Below are 24,659 nucleotides of genomic sequence, written 5' to 3' on the forward strand. Positions count from 1 at the left end.
CTCGGGCCCTGAGGCGTCCGGTCCTCACGGATCTCGAAGTCCAATGCATCCCCTGAACTGGGGTGTTGCAACGACTCCTAGAACCCAAGGCGTGGTCCCGACGCCCCTTCGGCGTGTGGTGCGGTGGCCCCGGCGCCGGGGCTACCGCACCCGGGTCACAGCGCGACGCCGAGCAGGGCGTCCACGGTGCGGGTCACCAGGCCGGGAGCGCCGATGTCGGTGCCGCCCCCGGTCTCCTGCCGGTCCGCCCAGCGGTCGACCGCGGCCAGCGCGGCGGGCGCGTCCAGGTCGTTCGCTAGCGCCTCGCGCACCTCGGCGAGCAGCTGCTCGGCCGAGGGGCCGTCCGGGCGGGAGACCGCGGCGCGCCAGCGGGCGAGGCGCTCGACGGCCTCGTCCAGGGTGCTCTTGGTCCACTCCCAGTCGGCCCGGTAGTGGTGCGAGAGCAGCGCCAGGCGGATCGCCGCCGGGTCGACGCCCTCGCGGCGCAGCGCCGAGACGAAGACCAGGTTGCCACGGGACTTGGACATCTTGTGGCCGTCCAGGGCGACCATGCCGGCGTGCACGTACGCCTGGGCGTACGGGTGGGCGCCGGTGGCGACCTGGGCGTGCGCGGCGCCCATCTCATGGTGCGGGAAGGAGAGGTCGCTGCCGCCGCCCTGGATGTCGAAGGACATCCCGAGGTACCGGAGGGCGATGGCGACGCACTCGATGTGCCAGCCGGGGCGGCCGTGGCCGAGCTCGGTGTCCCAGGCGGGCTCGCCCGGGCGGGCGGCCAGCCAGAGCAGGGCGTCCAGCGGGTTGCGCTTGCCGGGGCGGTCCGGGTCGCCGCCGCGCTCGGCGAAGACCGGGCGCATGGCCTCGCGGGTGAGGCCGGAGACCTCGCCGAAGCGCGGGTCGGCGTCGACCGAGAAGTAGATGTCGCCGTCGACGTGGTAGGCGGCGCCGGAGGCCAGCAGCTTCTGCACGATCGGGACGATCCACGGGATCGACTCGACGGCGCCGATGTAGTGGGCCGGCGGGAGCATCCGCAGCGCGGTCATGTCCTCGCGGAACAGGGCCGTCTCGCGCTCGGCGAGGGCGGTCCAGTCCTGGCCGGTCTCGACCGCGCGGGCGAGCAGCGGGTCGTCGACGTCGGTGACGTTCTGGATGTACAGGACGTCGTGACCGGCGTCCCGCCAGACGCGCTGCACCAGGTCGAACGCGTTGTAGGTGGCGGCGTGGCCCATGTGGGTCGCGTCGTAGGGCGTGATGCCGCAGACGTAGATCCGGGCGGTGCCGTCCTGCGGCACGACCTCCCGGACTGTGCCCGCTGCGGTGTCGTGGATACGGAGGGGGAGCCCCTGACCAGGCAGGGCGGGAACCTCGGAGGCGGGCCAGGCATGCATGGAAACAACTTTAACCTTGCGAACATTTGAAAGCCTAACCAGTACGAAAGATCGACTGGATTCGTTTCCTACCGTTGCCCGACAGTTTCCCGACTGGTATTGCACGGATCCGGCGCTGTCGGAACGCGTGGTGTACGCCCCCCGCACCCGGCTCCGGGCATGGGTGAGCGCCCGGTCGGCCCTGCCGCCGACCGGGCGCCCGGCTCCTCGGGTGGAGCGGCCGGAGCCGCTACGACCGCTGCCAGAGGGCCGGCACGTTCGGCGGCTCCCAGCCGGCCATGGCGGTGTGCGCCTGGAGGCAGGTGTAGGAGACGCCGGAGTAGGTCACGCGGTCGCCCGCGTTGTACGAGGTGCCCGCGGCCCAGCTGCCGCCGGGCGGCGTGGTCGGGCCACCGGTGGAGGTGGAGGTCGGGGTGGGCGTGGGGCTCGGCGTGCCCGGGGTCTGCGCCACGTTCAGCACGAAGTCGTAGCTGCCCTCGCGGGTCGACCCGTTCTGCCGGACGTTCATCAGCAGCCGGGCGTCGTAGATGGTGTCCGTGTTGTTGCGCGGCTCGCCCGGGAAGTACAGCTGGGTGGTGACGATCGAGCGGCCGGGGGCCTGGAGCTTGACGTGGATGTGCCGGGTGCGGCCCGGGTAGAGGCCGGGCACGATGGTGTCCAGCTTGTAGGCGCCGTTGGCGTCGGTGAACTGGTGGCCGCGGAAGGTGTATCCGCTGTTGTCGTAGTTGCCGCCGTCATCGGCCTGCCAGAAGTCCAGCAGCACACCGGAGATGGGCCGGCACGCGCGGCCGAAGACGTAGCCGCTGACGACCAGGCGGGTGCCGGGGCCGTCGTTGACCATCGAGCTGCGCAGCGGGGAGTTGGGCTTGAAGTACGGGCCCTCGGTCTGCTCGATGGTGGGGGCGTCGCCGTCGTGGCACTCGGGGGTGAGGGCGAGCGGCTCGCCGGTGCCGATCTGGTCCCGGGCCAGTGCGACCCCGCCGCCGACGAGCAGCGGGGCGGCCCCGAGCGCGGCGGCGGCCTTGAGGACGGTCTTGCGGCTGATCATGCCGTCGGGCGTGGGCATGCGCCGTCTCCTTATCGTGAGGCGGGGGGTGGGGGCGGCCCTTGCCATGGTGGGGGCATGACAAGGGCCGGACCGGCCGCCCGTCCGTGCGCGCCGGACCGGCCACCGGTGGCCACCAGCAAAGTTACGGGCCGTCCGGTGCGACCGCGATGGACATGATCCGGGGATCGTGGTGATTTCCGTCGACCCTGGACCGGAACTCCCCCGGGGTCATCCCGGTCTCCCGGCGGAAGAACCGGCAGAAGTACGCCGGGTCGACGAAGCCCGCCTCCTTGGCGACCTGACGGATCGTCAAATCCGTGCAGGCGAGCAGCCGTTTGGCCTCCAAGGTCTGCTGGCGGCGGATCAGACCGCCGGGCGTCCGGCCGGTGGCCTGCTTCACCAGGGTCTGCAAGTGCCCCGGGGAGACGCCGAGTTCCTGCGCGGTGGAGGCCACCGAGTGCCGCACCCCGCCCGGCCGGGCGATCAACCGGGTGAAGGCGGCGGCCACTTCGGCCGGGCGGCCGGGCACCGACGGGCGGTCGGCCGGGGCGCAGGCGCGCAGCGCCCGGACGATCAGGATGTGCAGGCTGGCCCGCAGCACGCCCTGGTAGCCGGGCCCCCTGGTCCGGTACTCGTACTCCATGTCGGCGAGCAGCGCGGCGACCGCGTCGGCCTGGTCGCCGAGCGCGAGGGCCGGGCGGGTGGCCAGCGCCCGCAGGGCGGCGAGGTCCTGGGGGTGGCCGAGCAGGAAGTCCTCGTTGAACAGGACGACCCGGCCGACCAGCTCCTCGGCGTCGGCCCAGTAGTGCACCTGGCCGGGCGTGATCACGCACAACTGCGGTGGCGCCAGCGGCCGGTGGACGAGGTCCAGGACGTGGGCGCCGTGGCCGCCGGTGACGTGGACGATCTCGTAGAACGAGTGCCGGTGGGGGAAGCCGGCCCGGGAGAGCGGGCCGATCGCGTCGAAACTGCCGATGGCGAAGGGGAGCAGCTGGGGCAGCGGGACCTGTAACCGGTGCAACGGCAGGTCCGGCGTGGTTCGGGGGGTGGGGGTCGTCCGTCGCACATCCATCGGAGCAGTGTGCGACCTGTTCCGGGGACAGGTCCAGACCATCTGCCGCCGTTTTCGACGAGCGGTCCGGACCACCGGCGCTCCGGGGCACCGGTTCGGGCACCGGTTCGGACCCGTCGGACCCGGCCTAGACCGGCGGCCAGGGGATCGCGGGCCAGTCCTCGGGCGGCAGCGGGTGCCGGCCGGAGCCGCGCAGCGCGGCCACCCGGGCCCGGGTGGCGTCCAGTTCGGCCGCCGTCAGGTGCGGGGCGAGGCGCTCGGCGAGCTCGCCGTCCAGCTGTTCGGCCAGCCGGGCCAGCACCTCCAGCGCCTCGGCGGGCAGCGGGTCGCCGGCCCAGCCCCAGAGCAGGGTGCGCAGCTTGTCCTCGGTGTTGAAGGTGACGCCGTGGTCGATGCCGTACACCCGGCCGTCGGCGGCCGGGATCAGGTGGCCGCCCTTGCGGTCGGCGTTGTTGAGCACCGCGTCCAGGACGGCGAGCCGGCGCAACCGCCGGTCGTCGTGGTGCACCAGCAGGGCCGTCCGCCCGCCCTCGACCTCGGCCCGGACGATCGGCAGCCAGCCCGCCTCCGGGCCGCGCGGGTCCTGGAGCGCGAGCAGCGGCTCGGCCGTCGGGTCCGGCTCGACCCACAGCTGCAGCATGCCGGGCCCGTGCGGGCCGTCGCGCAGCACGGTCGGCGGGATCAGCGCCCAGCCGGTCGCGGCGGACAGCTCGTACGCGGCGACCTCGCGGCCGGCCAGCGTGCCGTCCGGGAAGTCCCACAGCGGGCGCTCCCCGGCGACCGGCTTGTAGACGGCCTGCGCGCTCAGCGAGCCGTGCGCCACCGTGCAGTACAGCGCGGCGTTGGAGGCGTCGGTGAGCCGCCCGTGCACCGTCAGCCCGCCCTGGCGCAGCAGCGCGAGGGCGGTGGGCACGTCGGCGGCCAGCGCGGCGGCGGCCGTCGGGTCGGCCTGTGGCGGGGTGTCGGTGTTCAGCGCCGGTAGCCGTTCGCGCGCGGGCACAGGTGGCCCTCCGGGTCGAGCGGCAGGTTGCAGAACGGGCAGGGCTTGCGGCCGGCCGCGACCAGGTCCAGCGCGCGCTTGGCGAAGACCCGGGCCATCGCGCCGGACAGCCGCACCCGCAGCATGTCCGGGCCGTTCTCGTCGTCGGTGAAGGCCGCCTCGGCGGCGTCCTCCTCCTCTTCCTCCTCGACCAGCGCCTGCGCCTCGACCACCAGGCAGGCGTCCACGCTGTCCCAGGCCAGGGCCATGGTGCCGACCCGGAACTCCTGCTCCAGCGGGAGGTCCAGCGGCGCGGTGTCGAGCAGGTCGTTCGGGGCGGCGGCCGGGATGGACGTGTCGCCGCCGCTGCGCCGCAGCGCCTCGTCCAGGACCTCCTCGATGCGCTCGGCGAGCGCCGCGACCTGGGTCTTCTCCAGCAGCACGCTGGTGATCCGGCCCCGGGCGCTGGCCTGAAGGTAGAACGCCCGGGCGCCGGGCTGGCCGACGGTGCCGGCCACGAACCGTTCGGGCTGGTCGTAGAAGAAGACCTGACGGGGCACGCTCTCGCTCCGGATCGTGTCGGTCGGCGCGGTTCCGCCGGGGGCGGGCCGCGGCCGGATGGACTCGCTAGTCACCCTACGACCTTCGGGCTCCGGCCGGGGAGCCGAGCCGACGGCCGCGGGCGGGGTGGCACCCGGGGAAGCGAACGGTGCCGCCGCGGACGGCGCCTCCCCGGACGGCCCGTCGGCGGCGCGGCCTAGACGGTGCCGCCGATCACCGCGTCGCCGGCCGGGGTGGCCGCCGCCGGGCCGGGCCTGGGGGCGAGCGAGGCGAGGTCGCCGGTGTCGCCCATCCGCAAGACGAAGGGCCGCTGCGGGGTGTAGCGGATCGCGGTGACCGAACAGGGCTCGACGCTGATCCGCTGGAAGTGGTCCAGGTGCAGCCCGAGCGCGTCGGCCACCACGGCCTTGATCACGTCCCCGTGCGAGCAGGCGATCCAGACCGCGTCCTCGCCGTGCTCGTCCGCGATCCTCCGGTTCCACTCGCGCACCGCGTCCACCGTGCGGTGGCTCAGCTCGCGCAGCGACTCCCCGCCGGGGAAGGCGGCCCCGGCGGCGTGGTCCTGCACGGTGCGCCAGAGCGGCTCCTTGGCCAGCTCGGCCAGCGGACGGCCGGTCCACTCGCCGTAGTGGCACTCCCCCAGCCGCTCGTCCTCGGCCGGCGGCCCGAGCTCGGGCCGGACCGCCAGCAGCGGCTCCAGCGTCTGCCGGCAGCGCTCCAGCGGGCTGCTGACCGCCCGCACCAGCGGGATGCCGGCCAGTCGGCCGGCCAGCGCGGCGGCCTGGTCCCGGCCGGTGTCGTCGAGGTCCACGCCGGGGGTCCAACCGGCCAGGATTCCGGCGGTGTTCGCGGTGGAGCGGCCGTGACGGACGAGCAGCAGGGTGGGCATGGGGTCAGCCTACGGCCTCCGGGCCCGGCCGTGGAGACCGGATTTCCCGCCCGTCCGGCCCGCGGCGGCCGGGTCCGCCACCGCCCCGGCCGCCGGGGGCCGGTGGACCGGAATCCCCCGGATCCGTGCCGGACGGCCCCGCTCGGGTGACAATGGCCCGCATGATCGTCCACTGCGCCGCCTACCACGACGGCCGCCGCATCGAGGCCCCCGAGGACCTGGCCGGCGCGCTCGCCGCCGCCCGCGCGGCCGGTCCGGACGGCTTCGTCTGGATAGGCCTGTTCGAGCCCACCGCCGAGGAACTCGACCGCGTCGGCCAGGAGTTCGCGCTGCACCCGCTGGCCGTCGAGGACGCCGTCAGCGCCCACCAGCGCCCCAAGGTGGAGGCGTACAAGGGCTCGCTGTTCGTCGCGCTGAAGACCCTCGGCTACCACCCCGGCGGGCACGTCGTCACGGTCGGCGAGGTGATGGTCTTCCTCGGCCCGGACTTCGTGATGACCGTCCGGCACGGCGAGGACAGCCCGCTCGGCGGACTGCGGGCCGCCCTGGAGCAGGACCCCGAACAGCTGCGGTACGGGCCCAGCTCGGTGCTGCACTCGGTCTGCGACACGATCGTCGACGGCTACATGGACGTGGCCGCCGGGCTCCAGACCGACCTGGACGAACTGGAGGCGGACATCTTCTCCCCCTCCCGGGTCGACCGCGACACCGCCGGACGGATCTACGGCTACAAGCGCCAGGTGATGTCCGTGCGCCGGGCCACCGGCCCGCTGCTGGAGCCGATGCTGGCCCTGGAGCGCGGCGCCCGCTTCGTCCGTCCCGAGGCCGCGCCCTACCTGCGGGACGTCGCCGACCACGTGGCCCGGGTGAACGACCAGGTGGACGGCATGGACCGGCTGCTGTCCGACATCCTGAACGCCAACCTGGCGCAGGTCAGCGTCCAGCAGAACAACGACATGCGGAAGATCTCGGCCTGGGCGGCGCTGGCCGCCGTACCGACCATGATCGCGGGCATCTACGGGATGAACTTCGAGCACATGCCGGAGCTGCACCAGATCTGGGGGTACCCGGCGGTGCTGGTGCTGATGACGGTGGTCTGCCTGGTGCTGCACCGGGTGTTCAAGCGGCACGACTGGCTGTAGCTCCGCCGGTCGGACCACAGGCGGTCGGGCCGCTCGGACACCCGGCCCCGGTCAGGCCAGTCCGGCGCGCTCCAGCGCCTCGACACCGGTGCGCAGCGCCAGGATCCGCTCGTCCAGGGTGAACCCGGCCGGGGCCAGGGTGAGCGTGGTGACGCCCGCCTCGGCGTAGGCCTGCATCCGGTCGGCGATCCGGGCGGTGTCGCCGATCAGCGAGGTGGCGTCGATCAGGTCGTGCGGGACGGCGGCCGCGGCGCCCGCGTGGTCCCGGGCGAGGTACTTCTCCTGGACCTCGTCGGCGGCCTGCTCGTAGCCCATCCGCCGGGCGAGCTGGTTGTAGAAGTTCTTCTCCTTGCTGCCCATGCCGCCGATGTAGAGCGCGGCGTACGAGCGCAGGGCGTCGACCCCGGCCTTGATGTCCTCGCCGACCGCGAGGTTCACGGTCGGGCAGAGGTCGAAGCCCTCCAGCGTCCTCCCGGCCTTGGCCCGGCCGGCCGTCAGCGGGTCGAGGGAGAGCGCGGCGTGCTCGGGCGAGAAGAAGATGCCGAGCCAGCCGTCGGCGATCTCGCCGGTCAGCTCCAGGTTCCTGGGCCCGATCGCGGCGATGTACAGCGGGATGTGCTCGCGCACCGGGTGCACGGTGAGCTTGATCGGCTTGCCGGGGCCGCCGGGCAGCGGGAGCGTCCAGTGCTCGCCCTCGTGCACCAGGCGCTCGCGGGACATCGCCTTGCGGATGATCTCCACGTACTCGCGGGTGCGGGCGAGCGGCTTGTCGAACTTCACCCCGTACCAGCCCTCGGACACCTGCGGGCCGGAGACGCCGAGGCCGAGCCGGAACCGGCCGCCGGACAGGGTGTCCAGGGTCGCGGCGGTCATCGCGGTCATCGCCGGGGTGCGCGCCGGGATCTGGAAGATGGCCGAGCCGACGTCGATCCGCTCGGTCTTCGCGGCGACGAAGCTGAGCACCGTCGCGGCGTCCGAGCCGTACGCCTCCGCCGCCCAGCAGACGGAGTAGCCGAGGCGGTCCGCCTCCTGGGCCACGGCGATGTTGTCGGCGTCCATGCCGAGTCCCCAGTAGCCGAGGTTGATCCCGAGTCGCATCTGCCGCACCTTCCAGTGGGTTGGGGTTGGTCGCGAGGGTAACCGTGCCCGCACCGAACACGCTACTGACGGGTAGGGGTGGATCCGGTCACACCGGTGCTGTTGATCGTTCTGCGGGTCTGCACCTCTCTCCGCGCACCGGCCGCTACGCTCAGCCGACGTGGGGAGCGCTCTCCCCACCTGCGCGTTCACAGGGCCGCCGGGGCTCCCGGGGCCACCGGCCAGTGGAAGGCCCGTCCGATGGAAAAGCGTCACCTCGGCCGTACCGGCCTCCAGGTCTCCCGACTCGGCCTCGGCACCATGACCTGGGGCCGCGACACCGACGAGCAGGAGGCCGCCGAGCAGCTCAAGGAGTTCGTCGACGCCGGCGGCAACCTGGTCGACACCGCCGACGTGTACGCGGACGGCGGCGCCGAGTACCTGATCTCCCGGCTCACCGACAGCCTGGTCCCCCGCTCCGAACTCGTCATCGCCACCAAGGCCGGCAGCGTCCCCGAGTCCGCCCGCCGCTTCGACGGCTCCCGCGGCCACCTGCTCGCCGCCCTGGACGCCTCGCTGCGCCGGCTCGGCACCGACTACGTCGACCTGTGGCAGGTGCACTCCTTCGATCCGGTGACCCCGGTCGAGGAGACGCTCAGCGCCCTCGACATCGCCGTCTCCTCCGGGCGCGCCCGCTACGTCGGGGTCTGCGACTTCAGCGGCTGGCAGCTCGCCAAGTCCGCCGCCTGGCAGCACGCCCACCACGGGCGGGTGCCGCTGGCCGGGGCGCAGCTGGAGTACTCGCTGCTCCAGCGCGGCATCGAGCGGGAGGCGCTGCCCGCCGCACTGGACGCCGGGGTCGGGGTGCTGGCCGGCTCGCCGCTCGGGCGCGGGGTGCTCACCGGCAAGTACCGGCACGGCGTCCCGCAGGACTCGCGCGGCGCCTCGCCGTACCTGTCCGGATTCGTCCAGCCGTACCTCGGGGAGCGCTCGCGACGGATCGTGGACGCCCTCGCCACCGCCGCCGACGGGCTCGCCAGCACCCCGCTGGCCGTCGCGCTGGCCTGGGTCCGGGACCGGCCCGGGGTGGCGAGCGCCCTGGTCGGAGCCCGGACGGTGGCCCAGCTGCAGTCGGCACTGTCGGTGGAGGCGCTTACGCTTCCGGATGAGATCCGTGGTGCGCTGGACGACATCTCGTCGCCGGTGCACCACTACCCGGACCAGGGGTGGACGGAGCTGTGACCACCGGCCCGGGTCGTCGAGCAGAACCTGCAGTGGAGTGACCTTTGGAGCGGACGACGATGACTGACACGGGGAACGGCGCTCCGGAGGTGACCGCCGGGGCCAAGCTGACCCCGGAGGCGAAGGCCGCGAAGTTCGCGGAGCTGGCCCAGCGGATCCGCGGCATGCAGCCGGAGGACGCCGCGGACCGTGCCGCACGGGCGGGTGCCGCCCGTGCGGAGGCCTCGATGGCGGAAGCCCCGGCCGAGGAGGATCCGACGGAGGAGGCCCCGGAGCCCGGCGGGTCGGAGCCCGGGGAGCCGGAGCCGGCCGCCGCGGCCCCGGCCCCGGCCGCCCCCGTTCCGGCCACCCCGGTCGCGGCCGCCCCCGCTCCGGCCCGGGTCCCCGCCCCGGCCGCCCCCGCCCCGGTGGTGTCCGACCGGCAGCGCGAAGAGGTGCTCCGCGCCACCGTCGAGGTGCTGACCGCCGGCGGCGCCCCGGCCGACCTGGCGGCCGCCGCCGTGGCCGCGCTCGGCGAGGAGGCGCCCGCACGGCTGCGCGAGGACCCGTGGGCGGTGCTGGGCCTGCCCGGCGTCCGGCCCGAGCACGCGGACGGCTTCGCCCGGGAGCTGCTCGGCGCCGGTGCCGGCCCGGGCGACGAGCGCCGCGCCCGGGCGCTGGTGCCGTGGCTGCTGGAGCAGGCGGCGCTGCGCGGGCACTCCGCCCTGGAGCTGGCCGAGGTGGCGGTCGGGCTCGACCGGCTCCGGATGCCCGAGCCGGCCACCGCGATCCAGGCCGCCGTCGAGGACGGGCGGGTGCTCTCCTTCCAGGAGGAGCTGGCCGGCCCCGAGGCGCACGCGGCGGGGGGCGACGAGGAGGACGAGGCGCCGACCCGGACGCTGCTCGCCCTGGCCGGGCTGGCGATGGCCGAGGACAGCCTCGCCGAGAAGCTGCTCCAGCTGATGGCCACCTTCGTGCCGGGCGAGGACGCCGAGCAGCCCGGGGAGGCCGCCGATTCCGAGGACGCGGAGGCCGGGGCGGAGGCCGCCGAGGGCTCCGCCCAGCAGCCCCCCGCCGCCCCCGGCCCGGCCGCCTGGGCGGCCGCCGCCGAGGCCGCGTCGTCCTCCTCCGCGACCGCCCTGATCAAGGCCGTCGCCGAGCACGCCCTGGTGCTGCACACCGGCGGCGAGGCGGCCCGCGCCGAGCCGGCCGCGCTGGTCGCCGCCGCCCGCGGGCTCGGGCTGCGGGCCTGGGCCGCCACCTGGACGGACCAGGGGCGGGACTCCCTCGCCGCGCTCGCCGAGGCGGGCGCCGGGGCCCCCGTGGTCACCCTCGCCGAGCTGTTCTCCGGCGCCGCCGGCCCCGGCCGCGCCCCGGACGGCACGCTCGCCCTGGACCTGCTGGTCGTGCTGGACGCCCCGCTGCTGGACGTCGACCTGGCCGCCGTCGTCCTGGAGTCGCTGGCCGACGGCACCCGGCTGGTGCTCAGCGGGGACCCGGGGCAGCTCTGGTCGGCCGGCCCCGGGCGGGTCTTCGCCGACCTGCTGGCCGCCAAGGCCTGCCCGGCGGTCGCCTCCCGCACCCCGGACTTCGGCCCGATCGGCGAGCTGGTCTCCGGTGTCGGCATCGGCGAGCTCCAGCCCGTCGAGGCGCCGGACAAGGAGGTGGTCATCCTGACCGCCAAGGACGCCGGCGAGGCCGTCCACCGCGCCGTCCAGCTGCTCACCGACTCCATCCCGCGCGCGCTGGGCATCCCGGCCGAGCAGGTGGTGCTGCTCACCCCGGGCCACGGCGGCCCGGCCGGCACCCGCGCGCTGAACGCCGCCGCCAAGGCCCGGCTCAACCCCGGCCCCGGCCGGTTCGGCGGCTTCGACCCGGGCGACCGGGTGGTCGACTCCCCCACCCCCGGCGTCACCCGCCCGGCCCGGGTGCTGGACGGCGACGCCACCGGTCTGCACCTGGAGTACGCGGACGGCTCGCACCGGACCGTCCCGCCGGCCGAGGCCGCCCGGCTGCGGCACGGCTGGGCGCTGACCGTCCACCAGGCGGTCGGCCGGCGCTGGCCGGGCGCGGTCGTGGTCGTCCCGGAGGACGCCGCCCAGGCGCTCACCCGGCAGTGGGTCTACACCGCCTTCGGCCGCGGCGAGCGGCACCTGTCCGTGGTGCACGCGGCGGGCCCGGCGCTCGTCCAGGCCGTCGCCGAGCGCCAGGCGCAGTCGCGCACCACCCGGCTGCGGGCGGTCCTCGCCGAGAACGCCGCCTCGGCGTACTGACCGGCGTTCCGGCCGGCCCCGCTCCGGCGGGCCGCCGGCCGGAACGCACGACGGGCGGGCCCCGGTGTTCCCGGGCCCGCCCGTCGGTCGTCCTGTCCGCGTCAGTCGTCCGGGTCCTCGTCGTCGTAGACCTCGCTCACGTCGAACCGGCAGATCAGCAGCTGCGGGTCGGCGTGCTCGAAGGGCTCGGGCAGCCACTCGCCCGGCTCGGTCGGCTCGGTGGCCGCGACCCAGAGCGTCGAGTCGGCCTCCTCCAGGCCGAACTCCTCGCTGCGGGCGGCGATCTCGTCGGGCTCGTACTCGCCGAACAGCACGCCGATCGCGGCGTTCACCCCGCCCGCGCCGGCGCCGCCCGGGGTCAGCGACTCGTCCAGCCGCTCGGCCTGGGCACGCAGCCGCTCGGGGTCGACGACGTGGTAGTCACGGCGGATCAACACGCTGATCGCCTCGGGCTGTTCGGGGCCGTGGTACCCGCCGGGGCCCTCGTCCCCGGGGATCTCGAAGGGCGTGACCTCGTCGTAGGCCTCGTACAGGAGCTGGTCGTAGGCGATGGCCGCCGTCGCGAGCTGCTCGTAGGCGGCGGTGACGGCGGGATCATCGGCTGCGTTGGGGCTTGACACCGCTTCCAGATGACGGTCGATGGCGGCCTTGACCGCCTCAGCGGCGGCGCGTACCTCGGCAATGGTGGGCTGCGCGGCATCAGACATGGTGCAGACGCTATCTCCCCGCGGTGTCGCCACGCACAGCGGTTGTCACCTACACCCGCGATTTCACCGCAACTTCCCCCCTGATGTCCGATCCGTCCCGCTTCGTCCCCACGCGCCACCGGCGCGAAGCGGGCGCGGAGGGCGCACGCCGGGCCCGCCGAGGCCGTCCGGCTGCCGCTTCGCGCGCCGGGATCGGGGTATCCCCTCCACAGTGGCAACAGGACTGATGCACTGTCAGTCGGCGGCCGGGGCCGCACCCGTTCCGACCGTCGCCCGCGCACGGGAGGACGGCCGGAAATACCCGGGCCGACTGTCCGGGGCAGGCCGTAGGCTTGCCTGAAGGTGATCCCCAGGAGGAGCGTTTTGACCCCACGGAAGCCGGTCCGGCAGCCGGAGTACGAGTACCAGTCCCTGCGCATGCCGCGCGGCACCACGCGCAACGCGGCGCGCCAACTGCTCACCGAGCACGCCGAGTACGGGCACTGGGAGCTCGACCGGCTGCGGTTGTTCCCCGACGGCAGCCGGACGGTCCGGCTGAAGCGGCGGATCATCCGGCAGGTCCGGAACTGGTGACGGGCGGGGCACCGCGGCCCCGGGCGGCAGCGAGCCCTCACGCGTCCGCGGCCGCCCGTTCGCTCGGCGGCCGCGGATGCGTCGTTCCTCAGGTACGCCCGGGGGCGGGCGCGCACCGGTCCCGTTCAGCGCGCGCCCTGGTTCCCCTCCCGCCGTGTCAGCGGGCGCCGGCCCGGGCCCGGCGGTAGAGCACGCCGCCGCCGAGCAGCATCGCGAGGCCGGCGGCCCCGAGCAGCTCGACGTTGCCGGCACCGGTGGTGGCCAGCTGGGCGGACGGCGCCGGCTTGGCGGCGGGCGCCACGGCCGCGGACGCGGAGGTGGCCGGAGCCACGCCGGTGCGCGCGACGCTCGTCACCTCCTCGGAGGAGGTCTGCGGCGGGGTCGGGCAGGTCTCCACGCAGCCCTCGGCCGGCGGCGTCGGGGTGACCTTCTCGACCTTCTCCACATTGGCGCAGTCGTTGCCGAAGGCCGGGTTGCCGACGCCGGCCACGTTCACCGAGTTGCCGCAGGCGTTGACCGGAACGTCCACCGGCGCCTGGACGCTGTTGCCCGAGAGCACGCCCGCCGAGTTGGCGGCGACACCGGAGGCGCCGGCACCCGGGACGTCGACACCCGTGCCATCGGCACCCGGAACCTTGGTGGCCGGACCCGCGGCGTCCGGGACGGCACTCGCCGGGAGGGTACTGGCCGGCAGAGTGCTGGCCGGGAGGGTACTGGCCGGAGCCGTGGCACCCTGGCTCCCGCTGGCACTGGAGCTGTCGGTACGGTCGGCGCCGGTGGCGCCGGACTGGCCGCCATGGGCGGGCTTGGACGCCTGATGGCCGCCGCCGTTGACGTTGGCACAGCGGTTGCCGAAGGACGGGTTCAGCAAGCCGATCACATCGATCGTGTTGCCGCAGGCATTGATCGGCACCTCGATCGGCACCTGAACCGAGTTGCCCGAGACGACACCGGGTGAACCGGTGGCCACCCCCTGCGCGTCGGCGCCCCCCGCGTAGGCGTAGCCGGCGGTCGAGGCCAGCACACTGCCGGTGGCCACGGCCGTGAGGATCCCCTTCTTGGCTACTTTCCTCATGTTTTCCCCTGACATTTCGAGACGACGTGTCGACCTTGGCATGAACCTTGCAAAAAAGTCGGAATTTCCGTATATCCGTAAATCACGCAAGGGCTTCGGCTGCACACGGGTTAACGAGAGGCCAACGGGGAGGTTGAGCAACGAAACCCCGCTTCACTCGATCGAGTGATCGTGTCGGATCCCGTGTATCCGGTATCCCAGCGGGGACGCGAACGCCCCCGGCGCGGCGCGTCCGCCGCCCGGGGGCTCGCGTGAGTCGGCTCAACAGGCCCCGACGGCCCGGAGGTCGACTCAGAAGTTGGCGCAGTGGTTGGCGAACGCCGGGTTCAGCACGCCCACGACGCTCACGGTGTTGCCGCAGAAGTTGACCGGGATGTGCACCGGAACCTGGATCTGGTTGCCCGAGACGACACCCGGGGAACCGGCGGCCACACCCTCGGCGGCGGCGCCGCCCTGAGCGGACGCGACACCGGCGGCGGCGAGCACCAGGCCACCGGTGGCGGCGGCGACAGCGGCGATCTTCTTGACCTTCATCATTCCTCCTGTATGGACAACGCAACCCGTTCGGCGGGCTGCACAGGGATGAACGACGCTGCGGCAAACGGGGTACGGAGTGGATCTCCCATTCACCCGCAACGGTGAGATCTCGCACACATGATCGGCCTGGAATTCCGAGCAGAATCGCTTCTGTCGATCTCTTTCTTCCTGTCCCACAATCATCAGCTCGGACAATGCGGTCGGCCCGCCCCCGGAACCCCGGGAGCGGGCCGACCCAGTCACCTGATCAGCGCGGGCACCGCCGCGCGGAACGGCTCAGCAGGCGTCGATGAAGCGGTCCAGCACCCGGGCGCCGAACTTCAGCCCGTCCACCGGCACCCGCTCGTCCACGCCGTGGAACATCCCGGCGAAGTCCAGCTCCGGCGGCAGCTGGAGCGGCGCGAAGCCGAAGCAGCGGATGCCCAGGTCCTGGAAGGACTTGGCGTCCGTCCCGCCCGACAGGCAGTACGGCACCGCGCGGGCGATCGGGTCCTCGGCCCGCAGCGCGGTCTGCATCGCCTCGACCAGGGCCCCGTCGAAGCCGGTCTCGATCGCCTTGTCCGAGTGCAGGCTCTCGCGCTTCACGCGCGGGCCGAGCACGCTGTCCAGCTCGGCCAGGAACTCCTCCTCGTAGCCGGGCAGGAAGCGGCCGTCCACGTGCGCGGTGGCCTGACCGGGGATCACGTTGACCTTGTAGCCGGCGCCGAGCATCGTCGGCTGGGCGGTGTTCCGCAGCGTGGTGCCGATCATCTTGGCGATGCCGCCGAGCACGCGCAGCGTCTCGTCCATGTTCTCCGGGTCCAGCTCGACCCCGAGCGCGTCCGACAGCTCGTCCAGGAAGGCCCGGACGGTCTTGGTGATCCGCAGCGGGAACTGGTGCCGGCCGAGCCGGGCGACCGCCTCGCACAGCTCGGTGATCGCGTTGTCGTCGTTCTCCATCGAGCCGTGGCCGGCCCGGCCCTCGACCGTCAGGCGCATCCAGTGCATGCCCTTCTCGGCCGTCTCCACCAGGTAGAGGCGGACCTGGTCGTTGACCGTGAAGGAGAAGCCGCCGACCTCGCCGATCGCCTCGGTCACGCCCTCGAACAGCCCCGGGTGCTTGTCCACCAGGAAGCGCGCCCCGTAGGTGCCGCCGGCCTCCTCGTCGGCGAGGAAGGCCAGCACGATGTCGCGCGGGGGCTTGCGCCCGGTGCGCAGCCGGTCGCGGATGACCGCCAGGGTCATCGCGTCCATGTCCTTCATGTCCACCGCACCGCGCCCCCAGACGCAGCCGTCCGCGATCTCACCGCCGAACGGGTCGTGGGTCCAGTCCGCCGCGTTGGCCGGCACCACGTCGGTGTGGCCGTGGATCAGCAGGCCCGGACGGGAACGGTCCTCGCCCTCGATCCGGACCACGGTCGAGGCCCGCCCCTTGGCCGACTCGAAGATCTTCGGCTCCAGCCCGAACTCGGCGAGCTGCTCGGCCACGTACTCGGCCGCCTTCCGCTCCCCCGGGCCGGATCCGTCCCCGTAGTTGCTGGTGTCGATCCGGATCAGATCGCGACAGATCTCGGCGACCTCCGACTCAGCCGTCACCTTCGGCGCCGCCGACTCGCTCCGCTCGCTCACGGTCACTCCTCGCGTCTTGGGCCCGCACCGACGCACCAGCGCGCCACCCCCAGGACCTGCACCCGGGCCGTACGAGCACGTCCGCCCATCCTCCCCCAGCCCCCGATCCCGATCCAGCCCCCGCACGTTCCCGAAACCCGCTGGTCACGCCCCCGCCACACGCCGCCCCTTGCCCCCGCCACCCGTCGGACCCGCCCGCCGGGAGCCCGCCGGAAACCGTTTTGGGACCCCAAGCCGATCTTTGCTACAGTTACATCTGTCAGCGCGACGGACGAGAGATCGGAAGCCGCGAGGACGACACCTAGTCCGGGTGGCGGAATGGCAGACGCGCTAGCTTGAGGTGCTAGTGCCCTTTATCGGGCGTGGGGGTTCAAGTCCCCCCTCGGACACCGAAAGAAAGGCCCCAGTTGATCTGGGGCCTTTCTGCTTTTCCGGTGCGGATCGCCCCTGTGGCGCGGGTCACCGCTGTGGTGCGACCGCCACGGGCGGATGCCCGGCCGGTGGGAACCGGCCGGGCATCCGGGTGGGCCTGGCCCGACGGGACGGTGCGGGTCACGCCCGAGGTGGCAGGGCTCGGTCAGCCCTCGTTGGCAGCGGCCGGAGCGGCGGCCTCGGCCGGGGCCGCAGCGGGGGCGGCAGCCTCGACCGGAGCGGCGGCAGGAGCCGCAGCCGGGGCGGCGGCGGCGGGCGCGGCGACCGCGGCGGCCGGGGCGTCGGCGGGGGCCGCGGCCGGGTCGACGAAGGTGGCACCCGAACCCGTGAAGGAACCGGTGACGCCGCTGTCGTCCGCCCAGATCCAGAAGTCCTCGTGCGAGACGCCATCGGGGCCGACGTGGGATTCGAGGGCCGCGAGACCGGCGCCGTTCTCGTTGGCGGTGAAGTAGCCCTTGCCGTAGTTCGCGTCGATGCCTCCAGTGCCGGCCGAGGCGAGGCCGGCGCAGCCGAGGACCAGCGGAACGGTGAGGGCGCCGACAGCCACGACTCGCTTGAGAGCACGCATGAAAATCTCCTCCACGGAGTTTCTGGATCGAGTGGCGGCGCCGGTCGGCCCCGCCGCGATTCAGACAGCCACGGCCCGCACCCCGCCGCAACCGGCGCCGCGACCCGTCCGGCCTCACGCCCCGTCAGAATCGCCGATCCCACCAGCGGAAATACAGTTCGTATGCCTATCTCGCAGGATCAGTCGGCTGGAGCACTCCCCCGTCACCCCTCGTCCCGATCGGCCCCCCGCCACGGACCGCCGCCGCACCGCCCGTCCCGCCCCGTCCCTCGGCAGCGTCATTCGAACGGGCCGATACGCGGCTCCGGCGTACGGGAACGGTTGGCTGGCGGCTCGGGCGCCCGACGCACTCTCGCGGATCGCACGTCCGGCTCCCATCGAAGTCCCGCCCTCGGCGGGCGGGTTGACGGACCACCCCCTTGACAGGCGCGCCGCACAATGCAGAATGACTTCATTATGAAGCAGGTACATACATCGGAGGAAGCGGCGGCCGGCCCGTTGGGGCGGGATGCCGAGGGCCGGCTGTACGACAGCAGGGTGCGGACGGCCATGGGCGTGTTCACCAAGGGCGGGGACACCCTGGCGCTGGAGGCGGCGGCCGCCGCACGCTCGGCGTTCCACGCGGTGGAGAAGCTGCGGGCGCACGGATCACGAGGACGGGGGCTGAGCGCGGGGGCGCTGGACGTGCTGGTGCGGCTCGGTGCCGCGAGCAGGGCGGGTGGAGCGGACGGTGGGGGTGAACCGGGCCTGACGGTGGGCGAGTTGGCCCGGGCCGGCGGGGTGAGCCCGCGCAATGCGACCGGCCTGGTGGACACCCTGGAGCGGGAGGGTCTGGCCCGCCGCTCCCCCGACCCGAACGACCGCCGGGCGGTGCTGGTCACCGCGACGGACGAGGGGCTGGCCTGGCTGGAGGAGTTCCGGGCGCCCACCGAGCGCGCGATGGCCGCCGTCTTCCGCGGCTTCAGCCCCGAGGAGCTGGCCCAACTGCGGCACCTGTGCCTGCGGTTGGTGGAGAACCAGCAGCAGATCGAGCAGTACCTGACCGCGGTCCCGGACGGCCCGGGTGCGGAGGTCAGCTGACCCCGGATTCCTCCGTGCGGCCGGCCGGGGCGGCCTCCCGCTTCGGCCGGCCGCGCAGCGCCTCCGCGGTGATGAAGGCCGCCACCGTGGACACGATCAGCAGCGGCATCGAGTTCGCCGCCTCGCCGCCGAGCAGGGCCGCCGCGAGGACGGTACTGGTGACGGGCAGGCCGGTGACGGCGGCACCGGAGGCCGCGAGGCCGACGGCCAGGGCGGGCGCGGCACCGAAGCCCGGCAGCGGCGCGCAGGCCGTACCGAGCGCCGCGCCGAGCAGGATCGCCGGGAAGATCGGGCCGCCGCGCAGGCTGCCGAGGGCGATCGACCAGCCCAGCCCCTTGCAGAGCACCAGGGCGAGCAGCGCGCCGACCGGCCAGGCGGCCGGGTCGGCGGCGAGCGTGCCCAGGGTGGCCTGCCCGGAGAGCGCGGCCTCCTCCGGGGAGCGGCCGGTGAGCAGGGCGTACGCGGCGAGGCAGCCCCCGACGGCGACCGCGCACAGCACGGTGCGCAGGGCCGTCTGCCGGGCGGTGCCGGTCGTGGTGAGGGTTTTCACCCGGCGGCCGACGGTCTGCCCGGCCACGCAGACCACGGCGATCGCGACGGCCAGCGGGACGCCCCAGAGGAAGTCACCCGCGTCCGGGACCCCGCTCTTCGGCACCTGCGGCAGCGAGAGCGCGCCGATCGCCAGGCCGGTCCAGTGGCCGAAGCCGGTGAAGACCAGCGCGCCGACCCCGCCGGCCAGCAGGCTGGGCAGGATCAGCGCGATCAGCTGCGGGCCGCCCAGCCCGGCCGCCTCGATCAGCATCACGGCGGCCACCAGCGGGCTGCCGAAGATGGTGGAGATCGCGGCCGCCGCCCCCGCCGTCCCCAACACCGCCACCAGCTGCGGCTGTTCGGCCCGCCGGGCGGACCGGACGGCGAGCAGGGCGAGGCCGCCGCCGAGCGCCATCAGCGGTGCCTCCGGGCCGAGCACCACGCCCAGCGGCAGACCGGCGAGCGCGGCCAGCACCACGCCGGGGACGGCGACCGGCGGCGTGGGCGGGCCGCCGAGCCCGTCCACCGGGACGTGGCCGCCGCGCCCGGGCAGCCGGGTCACGACCGGGGCGAGCAGCAGGCCGGCCAGCAGCAGCGCGGGCAGCGGCCACCACCAGGGGGCGCGCCCGTAGCCGGCCGCGGCCGGCAGGCTCTCCCAGACCCAGTGCTGGAGTTCGTGCTCCAGGCCGACGAAGCCGAAGGCCGCCAGCGAGACCGGGATGCCGACCAGTGCCGAGATCAGCAGCAGGCGCGGGTAGCCCTTGTGCAGCAGCACCTCGTGCAGGGTCGGGCCGCTGCCCGGCTGCCGGGACGTCGTCGGCATCGCCGCTCCCTCGCGCTCCCGGGCCGCCCGCCGCCCGGGAGGCCCCGTCCTGCGACCGAGTCTCGCCCGGCGCCGGGAGCCGTGCACGGCGCACGGGCCGTCAACCGGGGCCGCGGCGGGCGCGGCTGCGCCGTCCGGGTGACGGTCGGGGGCGGCGCGTACCGGGGCGGGGGCTCCTTGCCGGGCCCGTACGACGGGCCTCAGCGGGCGTCGGTGCCCAGCGCGCTCTCGATGCTCTGGACCATCCGCCACAGCGGCGCCCGGCGGCTGGCGACCAGCACCACGACGTCGTCGGACTCGCCCTCGGCGGCGGCCTCGGCCGGGCGGTCGCCCCAGGTGCCGGTGACGAAGGCCATCGCCGCGTCCACCTCGGCCACCCAGTCGCTCTTCCCGCCCGAGCGCAGCCAGGTGCGCAGGGCGTGGTTGTGCGCGGAGACGACGGCGGCGGCGATCACGTCCGCGCGCAGGGGGCCGTCCGGGCGGTCGGCGAAGCGGCCGCGCAGGTAGGCGGCGAGGGTGTGCTCGTAGCGCCAGACCACGGACAGCTCGTACGCCCGCAGGCCGGGCACCTTGCGGGTCAGCCGGTAGCGCTGGACGGAGAAGGAGGGCTGCTCGGCGTACATCCGCAGGACCAGGCGGGCGGCGTCGCAGGCGTGCTTGACCGGGTCCTCCTCGCCGGTGCCGGACTCCAGGAACTCCGTCATCTCCGCGAGGCTGCGCTCGTGGTCGGGGAAGACCACGTCCTCCTTGGCCGGGAAGTAGCGGAAGAAGGAGCGCCGGCCGACGCCGGCCAGCGAGACGATGTCGTCGACGGTGGTCTGTTCGAAGCCGCGCTCCAGGAAGAGCTCGAAGGCCGCGGCCACCAGCGCCTCGCGCATCGCCGGCTTCGAGGGCCCGTCATTCATGGGCTGGTCCTGCTCTTCCTTCTCGCTCATCCACCGGAACCTAACATCCGTGCGCGGGGTCGGCGCCGACGGCCGGGCCGCTCCCGGGACCGGCCGTCGGTGCCTGTGCGTGCGCGTTACGGGAGGTTGCGGGCCATCACGATCCGCTGGACCTGGTTGGTCCCCTCGTAGATCTGCGTGATCTTCGCGTCCCGCATCATCCGCTCCACCGGGTAGTCCCGCGTGTACCCGTACCCGCCCAGCAACTGCACCGCGTCCGTCGTGATCTCCATCGCCGCGTCCGACGCGAAGCACTTCGCCGCCGCACCGAAGAACGTCAGATCCGCGTCCCCCCGCTGCGACTTCGCCGCCGCCGCGTACGTCAACTGCCGCGCCGCCTCCAGCTTCATCGCCATGTCCGCCAGCATGAACTGCACACCCTGGAACTCCGCGATCGCCTTCCCGAACTGCCGGCGCTCCCGCACATACCCGTTCGCGTAGTCCAGCGCACCCTGCGCGATCCCGATCGCCTGCGCCGCGATCGTCACCCGGGTGTGGTCCAGGGTCCTCATCGCCGTCGCGAAACCCGTCCCCTCCGCACCGATCATCCGGTCCGCCGGGATCCGCACGTTGTCGAAGTACACCTCACGCGTCGGCGACCCCTTGATGCCCAGCTTCTTCTCCGGCGCACCGAAGGACACCCCCTCGTCGCCCTTCTCCACCACGAACGCCGAGATGCCCTTCGACCGCTTCTCCGGATCCGTCACCGCCATCACCGTGTAGAACTCGGACACCCCCGCGTTGGTGATCCAGCGCTTCACACCGTTCAGCACCCAGAAGTCCCCGTCCCGCACCGCCCGGGTCTTCATCCCCGCCGCGTCCGAACCCGCCTCCGGCTCCGACAGGCAGTACGAGAACATCCCCTCGCCCCGCGCCAGCGCCCCCAGGTACCTCGCCTTCAACTCCTCCGAACCCGACAGCTGCACCGGCAGCGACCCCAGCTTGTTCACCGCCGGGATCAACGAGGACGACGCGCACACCCGCGCCACCTCCTCGATCACGATCACCGTCGCCAGCGCGTCCGCCCCCGCACCGCCGTACTCCTCCGGCACGTGCACCGCGTGCAGGTCGTTCCCCCGCAACGCGTCCAACGCCTCCTGCGGGAACCGCCCCTGCTCGTCCACCTCCGCCGCGAACGGAGCGATCTTCGCCTCGGCCAGCGAACGCACCGCCTCACGGAGCATCCCGTGCTCCTCGGAGATCCGGAAGAGATCGAAGTCCTGGCTCATGATCGCCACTCCTGTTTCACGACGGTACTCAGTACCCTTCATTATGCATGCGCGCGGCAAAAAGGGAACTCAGTGCCTTCCCTTGACGGCACTGAGTTCCCTATCCTTTTCGTGCCGAACTTCTGGCGTACACCCGCCGCGGTTCCGCCACGGTTCCACCGCACGAAGCCGGTCCGAGCGCAGGGAGATGACAGCGTGGTCCACTCAGCCATCGATGCCGACACCCGCAGCACGACGCTGTACTTCCAGCGCTGCGCGTGGTGCAACAACCCCACCTTCCAACGGCTGCTCTGCCCCACCTGCGGCTCCACCGAGCTGCGGCTGGAGCCCAGCGAGGGCACCGGCGTGGTGCGGCGCTGCGCGGTCGAACAGGCCCGGACGCCGCTGGTCCGTCAGAAGTCGCTGATCCGCATGGCGGAGGGCTTCGACGTCTGGTGCATCGTGGACGGGATGCGCAGCACCGTCCCGGTCGGCACCCGGGTGCGGCTGCTCTCCTCCCCCGACTCCGACCAGCCGGAGCTGCGGCTGCTGCCGGTCGAGGAGCCGCCGCCGGTGCAGGACACCGAGCCGCGCCCGCTGCCGCCCACCCAGGGCGGCTTCACCCAGCACCTCGCGGCCTTCGTCGCGGAGTGACCGGCGACGCGGAGAAGATCACGGCCCGGACGGAGGCGTGACCGGGACGGGCGGCGCGCGAAGGCGCCGCCGGGAGACGACGGAGGGCGTGGCACCGAGTGGTACTCGGTGCCACGCCCTCACTGTCAGGCGGACCGGGCTCAGGCCTTGCGGGCCTTCACCTCGGCGGTGAGCTGCGGCAGCACCTCGAAGAGGTCGCCGACCACGCCGTAGTCGGCGAGCTCGAAGATCGGGGCCTCGGGGTCCTTGTTGACGGCCACGATGGTCTTCGAGGTCTGCATGCCGGCCCGGTGCTGGATGGCGCCCGAGATGCCGTTGGCCACGTACAGCTGCGGGGAGACCTGCTTGCCGGTCTGGCCGACCTGGCTGCTGTGCGGGTACCAGCCGGCGTCCACGGCGGCACGCGAGGCGCCGACGGCCGCGCCCAGCGCGTCCGCGAGCTCCTCGACCACGCCGAAGCCCTCGGCGGCACCGACGCCACGGCCACCGGAGACCACGATCGCGGCCTCGGTCAGCTCGGGGCGGCCGGAGGACACCCGCGGGGTGCGCGAGACGACCTTGGCGGCGTTGCCGGTGAACGCCACGGCGACGTCCTCGACCGCGCCGGCCGCCGGGGCGGCCTCCGGGGCGACGGCGTTCGGCTTGACGGTGATGACCGGCGCGCCGTTGCTCACCCGGGAGTCGACGGTGTACGAGGCCGCGAACACCGACTGGGTGGCGATCGGGCCCTCGTCGCCGGCGCGCAGGTCGACGGCGTCGGTGATGATGCCGGAGCCGATCCGCAGCGCGACGCGCGCGGCCACCTCCTTGCCCTCGCCGGAGGACGTCACCAGCACCGCGGCGACGTCGTTCGCCTTGGCGATCTGGGCCAGCGCGTCCACCTTCGGGACGACCAGCTGGTCGGCGAACTCCGCGCCGTCGGCGACGTACACCTTCGCCGCGCCGTACTCGCCGGCCTTCGCCGCGATGCCGGCCGCGGCCGCACCGGCGCCCAGGACGACGGCGGACGGCTCACCGATACGGCGGGCCAGGGTCAGCAGCTCCAGGGCCGGCTTGCGCACCGCGCCGTCGGCGTGGTCCACCAGGACGAGAATCTCAGCCATTGCTCAATGTCTCCGTGTATTCGCTGGGTCGGGGGGTGGGGGCGGCTCAGATGAACTTCTGGTCGGCGAGGAAGGTCGCGAGCGACTTGCCGCCCTCGCCCTCGTCCTTGACGACCGTGCCCGCGGTCCGCGCCGGACGCGCCGCCACCGACTCCACCGCCGTCCACGAACCCGCCAGACCGACCTCGTCCGCCTCGATGCCCAGGTCGTCCAGGTCCCACGACTGCACCGGCTTCTTCTTCGCCGCCATGATCCCCTTGAACGACGGGTACCGGGCCTCACCCGACTGGTCCGTCACCGAGACCACCGCCGGCAGCGCCGCCTCCACCAGCTCCGTCGCCGCGTCACCGTCCCGACGGCCCTTCACCACGCCGCCCTCGACCGACACCTCCGACAGCAGCGTCACCTGCGGCACACCCAGCCGCTCCGCCAGCAGCGCCGGCAGCACACCCATCGAACCGTCCGTCGACGCCATGCCACCGATCACCAGGTCGAACCCGGCCTTCTCCAGCGCCTTCGCCAGCACCGCCGACGTCCCGACCACATCCGTACCGTGGATGTCCTCGTCGTTCACGTGCACGGCCTTGTCCGCACCCATCGACAGCGCCTTGCGCAGCGCGTCCTTCGCGTCGTCCGGCCCCACCGTCAGCACCGTCACCTCGGCGCCCTCGTTCGCCTCCGCGATCCGCAGCGCCTGCTCCACGCCGTACTCGTCCAGCTCCGACAGGAGGCCGTCCACACCCTCCCGGTCGGTGGTGTGGTCGTCCGCGAAACGACGGTCACCCGTCGCGTCCGGGACGTGCTTCACACAGACGACGATCCTCAAGCTCATGAGCGGTTCTCCTGTCACGGGTGCACGGGTGCACTGATCCATGGCCTCAGGCATGCCGAGGGTACTGAGTGCCAAGTCCGGCCCGGGCACGACCCGCGCACCGCAAGCGCCACCTGGACCGGCAGACCGTGTCGACTCCCGTCGACTGGCGTCAGAGGCTCCACGGAGAGAATACGGCACTCAGTACCCCTCGTAAAGGAACTCAGTACCCTTCCCGCTCCCGGGGCCGGACGAACGGGCGCGGAAAGCGGACACAAGGTTTCCGCAAGCACCCGCCAGATCCCCTCATGGATTCCGCCAGGGCGTCCGGGGACCATCGGCCACGAGGCCCGTCGAG

23 protein-coding genes and 1 tRNA gene are annotated in these 24,659 nt (G+C 73.6%); 7 read left to right on the forward strand and 17 right to left on the reverse strand.

Features of this window, described 5'->3' with window-relative positions; all coding sequences use genetic code 11:
* Positions 1 to 155 precede the first annotated feature (155 nt).
* The 6 genes from mshC to ACFVXH_RS00030 form a co-directional block, all read right to left on the reverse strand.
* Entirely contained in the window at positions 156 to 1,385 is a 1,230-nt protein-coding gene (gene mshC / locus ACFVXH_RS00005; RefSeq protein ID WP_387819194.1) for a cysteine--1-D-myo-inosityl 2-amino-2-deoxy-alpha-D-glucopyranoside ligase, read from the reverse strand.
* 229 nt (positions 1,386 to 1,614) lie between these two features.
* Entirely contained in the window at positions 1,615 to 2,451 is an 837-nt protein-coding gene (locus ACFVXH_RS00010; RefSeq protein ID WP_049650986.1) for a carbohydrate-binding protein, read from the reverse strand.
* Between the two features lie 124 nt (positions 2,452 to 2,575).
* Complete coding sequence (locus tag ACFVXH_RS00015) at positions 2,576 to 3,454, reverse strand: AraC family transcriptional regulator (RefSeq protein WP_049650987.1); 879 nt, start codon at positions 3,452 to 3,454, stop codon at positions 2,576 to 2,578.
* 178 nt (positions 3,455 to 3,632) lie between these two features.
* On the reverse strand, positions 3,633 to 4,430 hold the full coding sequence (locus ACFVXH_RS00020; RefSeq protein WP_074002602.1) for an SCO1664 family protein: 798 nt from the start codon (positions 4,428 to 4,430) through the stop codon (positions 3,633 to 3,635).
* Between the two features lie 44 nt (positions 4,431 to 4,474).
* Positions 4,475 to 5,044: a DUF3090 family protein gene (locus ACFVXH_RS00025; RefSeq protein WP_049650988.1), complete on the reverse strand. Its 570-nt coding sequence runs from the start codon at positions 5,042 to 5,044 to the stop codon at positions 4,475 to 4,477.
* A gap of 197 nt (positions 5,045 to 5,241) precedes the next feature.
* Positions 5,242 to 5,934, reverse strand: a complete 693-nt coding sequence (locus ACFVXH_RS00030) for a histidine phosphatase family protein (RefSeq protein ID WP_387819197.1) — start codon at positions 5,932 to 5,934, stop codon at positions 5,242 to 5,244.
* 161 nt (positions 5,935 to 6,095) lie between these two features.
* On the opposite strand from ACFVXH_RS00030, the gene ACFVXH_RS00035 reads away from it, so the two are divergent.
* On the forward strand, positions 6,096 to 7,076 hold the full coding sequence (locus ACFVXH_RS00035; RefSeq protein ID WP_049650995.1) for a magnesium and cobalt transport protein CorA: 981 nt from the start codon (positions 6,096 to 6,098) through the stop codon (positions 7,074 to 7,076).
* 51 nt (positions 7,077 to 7,127) lie between these two features.
* Here ACFVXH_RS00035 and ACFVXH_RS00040 read toward each other — a convergent pair whose 3' ends face one another.
* Positions 7,128 to 8,174 carry an LLM class F420-dependent oxidoreductase gene (locus ACFVXH_RS00040; RefSeq protein ID WP_117487218.1) on the reverse strand — a complete coding sequence of 349 codons (1,047 nt, stop codon included), beginning with the start codon at positions 8,172 to 8,174 and terminating at the stop codon, positions 7,128 to 7,130.
* A 240-nt stretch (positions 8,175 to 8,414) separates the two neighbouring features.
* Between ACFVXH_RS00040 and ACFVXH_RS00045 the strand changes: the two genes are divergently transcribed.
* Together ACFVXH_RS00045 and ACFVXH_RS00050 are read left to right on the forward strand one after the other, a co-directional pair.
* Positions 8,415 to 9,395, forward strand: a complete 981-nt coding sequence (locus tag ACFVXH_RS00045; RefSeq protein WP_074002315.1) for an aldo/keto reductase — start codon at positions 8,415 to 8,417, stop codon at positions 9,393 to 9,395.
* 59 nt (positions 9,396 to 9,454) lie between these two features.
* Positions 9,455 to 11,647 (forward strand): helix-hairpin-helix domain-containing protein, encoded by a 2,193-nt coding sequence (locus tag ACFVXH_RS00050; RefSeq protein ID WP_387819200.1) that lies wholly within the window; start codon positions 9,455 to 9,457, stop codon positions 11,645 to 11,647.
* 101 nt (positions 11,648 to 11,748) lie between these two features.
* On the opposite strand, the gene ACFVXH_RS00055 is transcribed toward ACFVXH_RS00050, so the two are convergent.
* Positions 11,749 to 12,354, reverse strand: a complete 606-nt coding sequence (locus tag ACFVXH_RS00055; protein WP_049660402.1) for a hypothetical protein — start codon at positions 12,352 to 12,354, stop codon at positions 11,749 to 11,751.
* A 363-nt stretch (positions 12,355 to 12,717) separates the two neighbouring features.
* Between ACFVXH_RS00055 and ACFVXH_RS00060 the strand changes: the two genes are divergently transcribed.
* Positions 12,718 to 12,927, forward strand: coding sequence for a DUF5703 family protein (locus ACFVXH_RS00060; RefSeq protein WP_037901221.1), 210 nt, complete (start codon positions 12,718 to 12,720; stop codon positions 12,925 to 12,927).
* Positions 12,928 to 13,084: 157 nt separating this feature from the next.
* Here ACFVXH_RS00060 and ACFVXH_RS00065 read toward each other — a convergent pair whose 3' ends face one another.
* From ACFVXH_RS00065 to ACFVXH_RS00075, 3 genes are all read right to left on the reverse strand, one after another.
* Positions 13,085 to 13,966, reverse strand: a complete 882-nt coding sequence (locus tag ACFVXH_RS00065) for a chaplin (protein ID WP_387819202.1) — start codon at positions 13,964 to 13,966, stop codon at positions 13,085 to 13,087.
* 327 nt (positions 13,967 to 14,293) lie between these two features.
* On the reverse strand, positions 14,294 to 14,536 hold the full coding sequence (locus tag ACFVXH_RS00070) for a chaplin (protein WP_049659730.1): 243 nt from the start codon (positions 14,534 to 14,536) through the stop codon (positions 14,294 to 14,296).
* A gap of 279 nt (positions 14,537 to 14,815) precedes the next feature.
* Positions 14,816 to 16,147, reverse strand: coding sequence for a M20/M25/M40 family metallo-hydrolase (locus tag ACFVXH_RS00075; protein ID WP_049659731.1), 1,332 nt, complete (start codon positions 16,145 to 16,147; stop codon positions 14,816 to 14,818).
* A 304-nt stretch (positions 16,148 to 16,451) separates the two neighbouring features.
* On the opposite strand from ACFVXH_RS00075, the gene ACFVXH_RS00080 reads away from it, so the two are divergent.
* Positions 16,452 to 16,536, forward strand: a tRNA-Leu gene (locus ACFVXH_RS00080).
* 188 nt (positions 16,537 to 16,724) lie between these two features.
* Here the strand turns inward: ACFVXH_RS00080 and ACFVXH_RS00085 are convergent.
* Positions 16,725 to 17,147: a hypothetical protein gene (locus ACFVXH_RS00085; protein ID WP_387819205.1), complete on the reverse strand. Its 423-nt coding sequence runs from the start codon at positions 17,145 to 17,147 to the stop codon at positions 16,725 to 16,727.
* 456 nt (positions 17,148 to 17,603) lie between these two features.
* Here ACFVXH_RS00085 and ACFVXH_RS00090 point away from each other — a divergent pair, with 456 nt between their 5' ends.
* A complete protein-coding gene (locus ACFVXH_RS00090) occupies positions 17,604 to 18,227 on the forward strand; it encodes a MarR family winged helix-turn-helix transcriptional regulator (protein ID WP_387819207.1) in 624 nt (207 codons plus the stop codon).
* Here ACFVXH_RS00090 and ACFVXH_RS00095 read toward each other — a convergent pair.
* The 3 genes from ACFVXH_RS00095 to ACFVXH_RS00105 form a co-directional block, all read right to left on the reverse strand.
* Positions 18,220 to 19,581 carry a chloride channel protein gene (locus ACFVXH_RS00095; protein WP_387819209.1) on the reverse strand — a complete coding sequence of 454 codons (1,362 nt, stop codon included), beginning with the start codon at positions 19,579 to 19,581 and terminating at the stop codon, positions 18,220 to 18,222. The two genes, ACFVXH_RS00090 and ACFVXH_RS00095, sit on opposite strands and share 8 nt — an antisense overlap.
* A gap of 200 nt (positions 19,582 to 19,781) precedes the next feature.
* Entirely contained in the window at positions 19,782 to 20,516 is a 735-nt protein-coding gene (locus tag ACFVXH_RS00100; protein WP_234348735.1) for a TetR family transcriptional regulator, read from the reverse strand.
* A gap of 86 nt (positions 20,517 to 20,602) precedes the next feature.
* A complete protein-coding gene (locus ACFVXH_RS00105) occupies positions 20,603 to 21,754 on the reverse strand; it encodes an acyl-CoA dehydrogenase family protein (RefSeq protein ID WP_117487221.1) in 1,152 nt (383 codons plus the stop codon).
* A 195-nt stretch (positions 21,755 to 21,949) separates the two neighbouring features.
* On the opposite strand from ACFVXH_RS00105, the gene ACFVXH_RS00110 reads away from it, so the two are divergent.
* Entirely contained in the window at positions 21,950 to 22,387 is a 438-nt protein-coding gene (locus tag ACFVXH_RS00110) for a hypothetical protein (protein WP_074002309.1), read from the forward strand.
* Positions 22,388 to 22,527: 140 nt separating this feature from the next.
* Here the strand turns inward: ACFVXH_RS00110 and ACFVXH_RS00115 are convergent, their stop codons facing one another.
* Together ACFVXH_RS00115 and ACFVXH_RS00120 are read right to left on the reverse strand one after the other, a co-directional pair.
* Entirely contained in the window at positions 22,528 to 23,490 is a 963-nt protein-coding gene (locus ACFVXH_RS00115; RefSeq protein WP_387819212.1) for an electron transfer flavoprotein subunit alpha/FixB family protein, read from the reverse strand.
* Positions 23,491 to 23,536: 46 nt separating this feature from the next.
* On the reverse strand, positions 23,537 to 24,322 hold the full coding sequence (locus tag ACFVXH_RS00120) for an electron transfer flavoprotein subunit beta/FixA family protein (RefSeq protein WP_117487224.1): 786 nt from the start codon (positions 24,320 to 24,322) through the stop codon (positions 23,537 to 23,539).
* Between the last annotated feature and the right edge of the window lie 337 nt (positions 24,323 to 24,659).

The organism is Kitasatospora sp. NPDC058184, from assembly GCF_042883725.1.
GTDB lineage: Bacteria > Actinomycetota > Actinomycetes > Streptomycetales > Streptomycetaceae > Kitasatospora.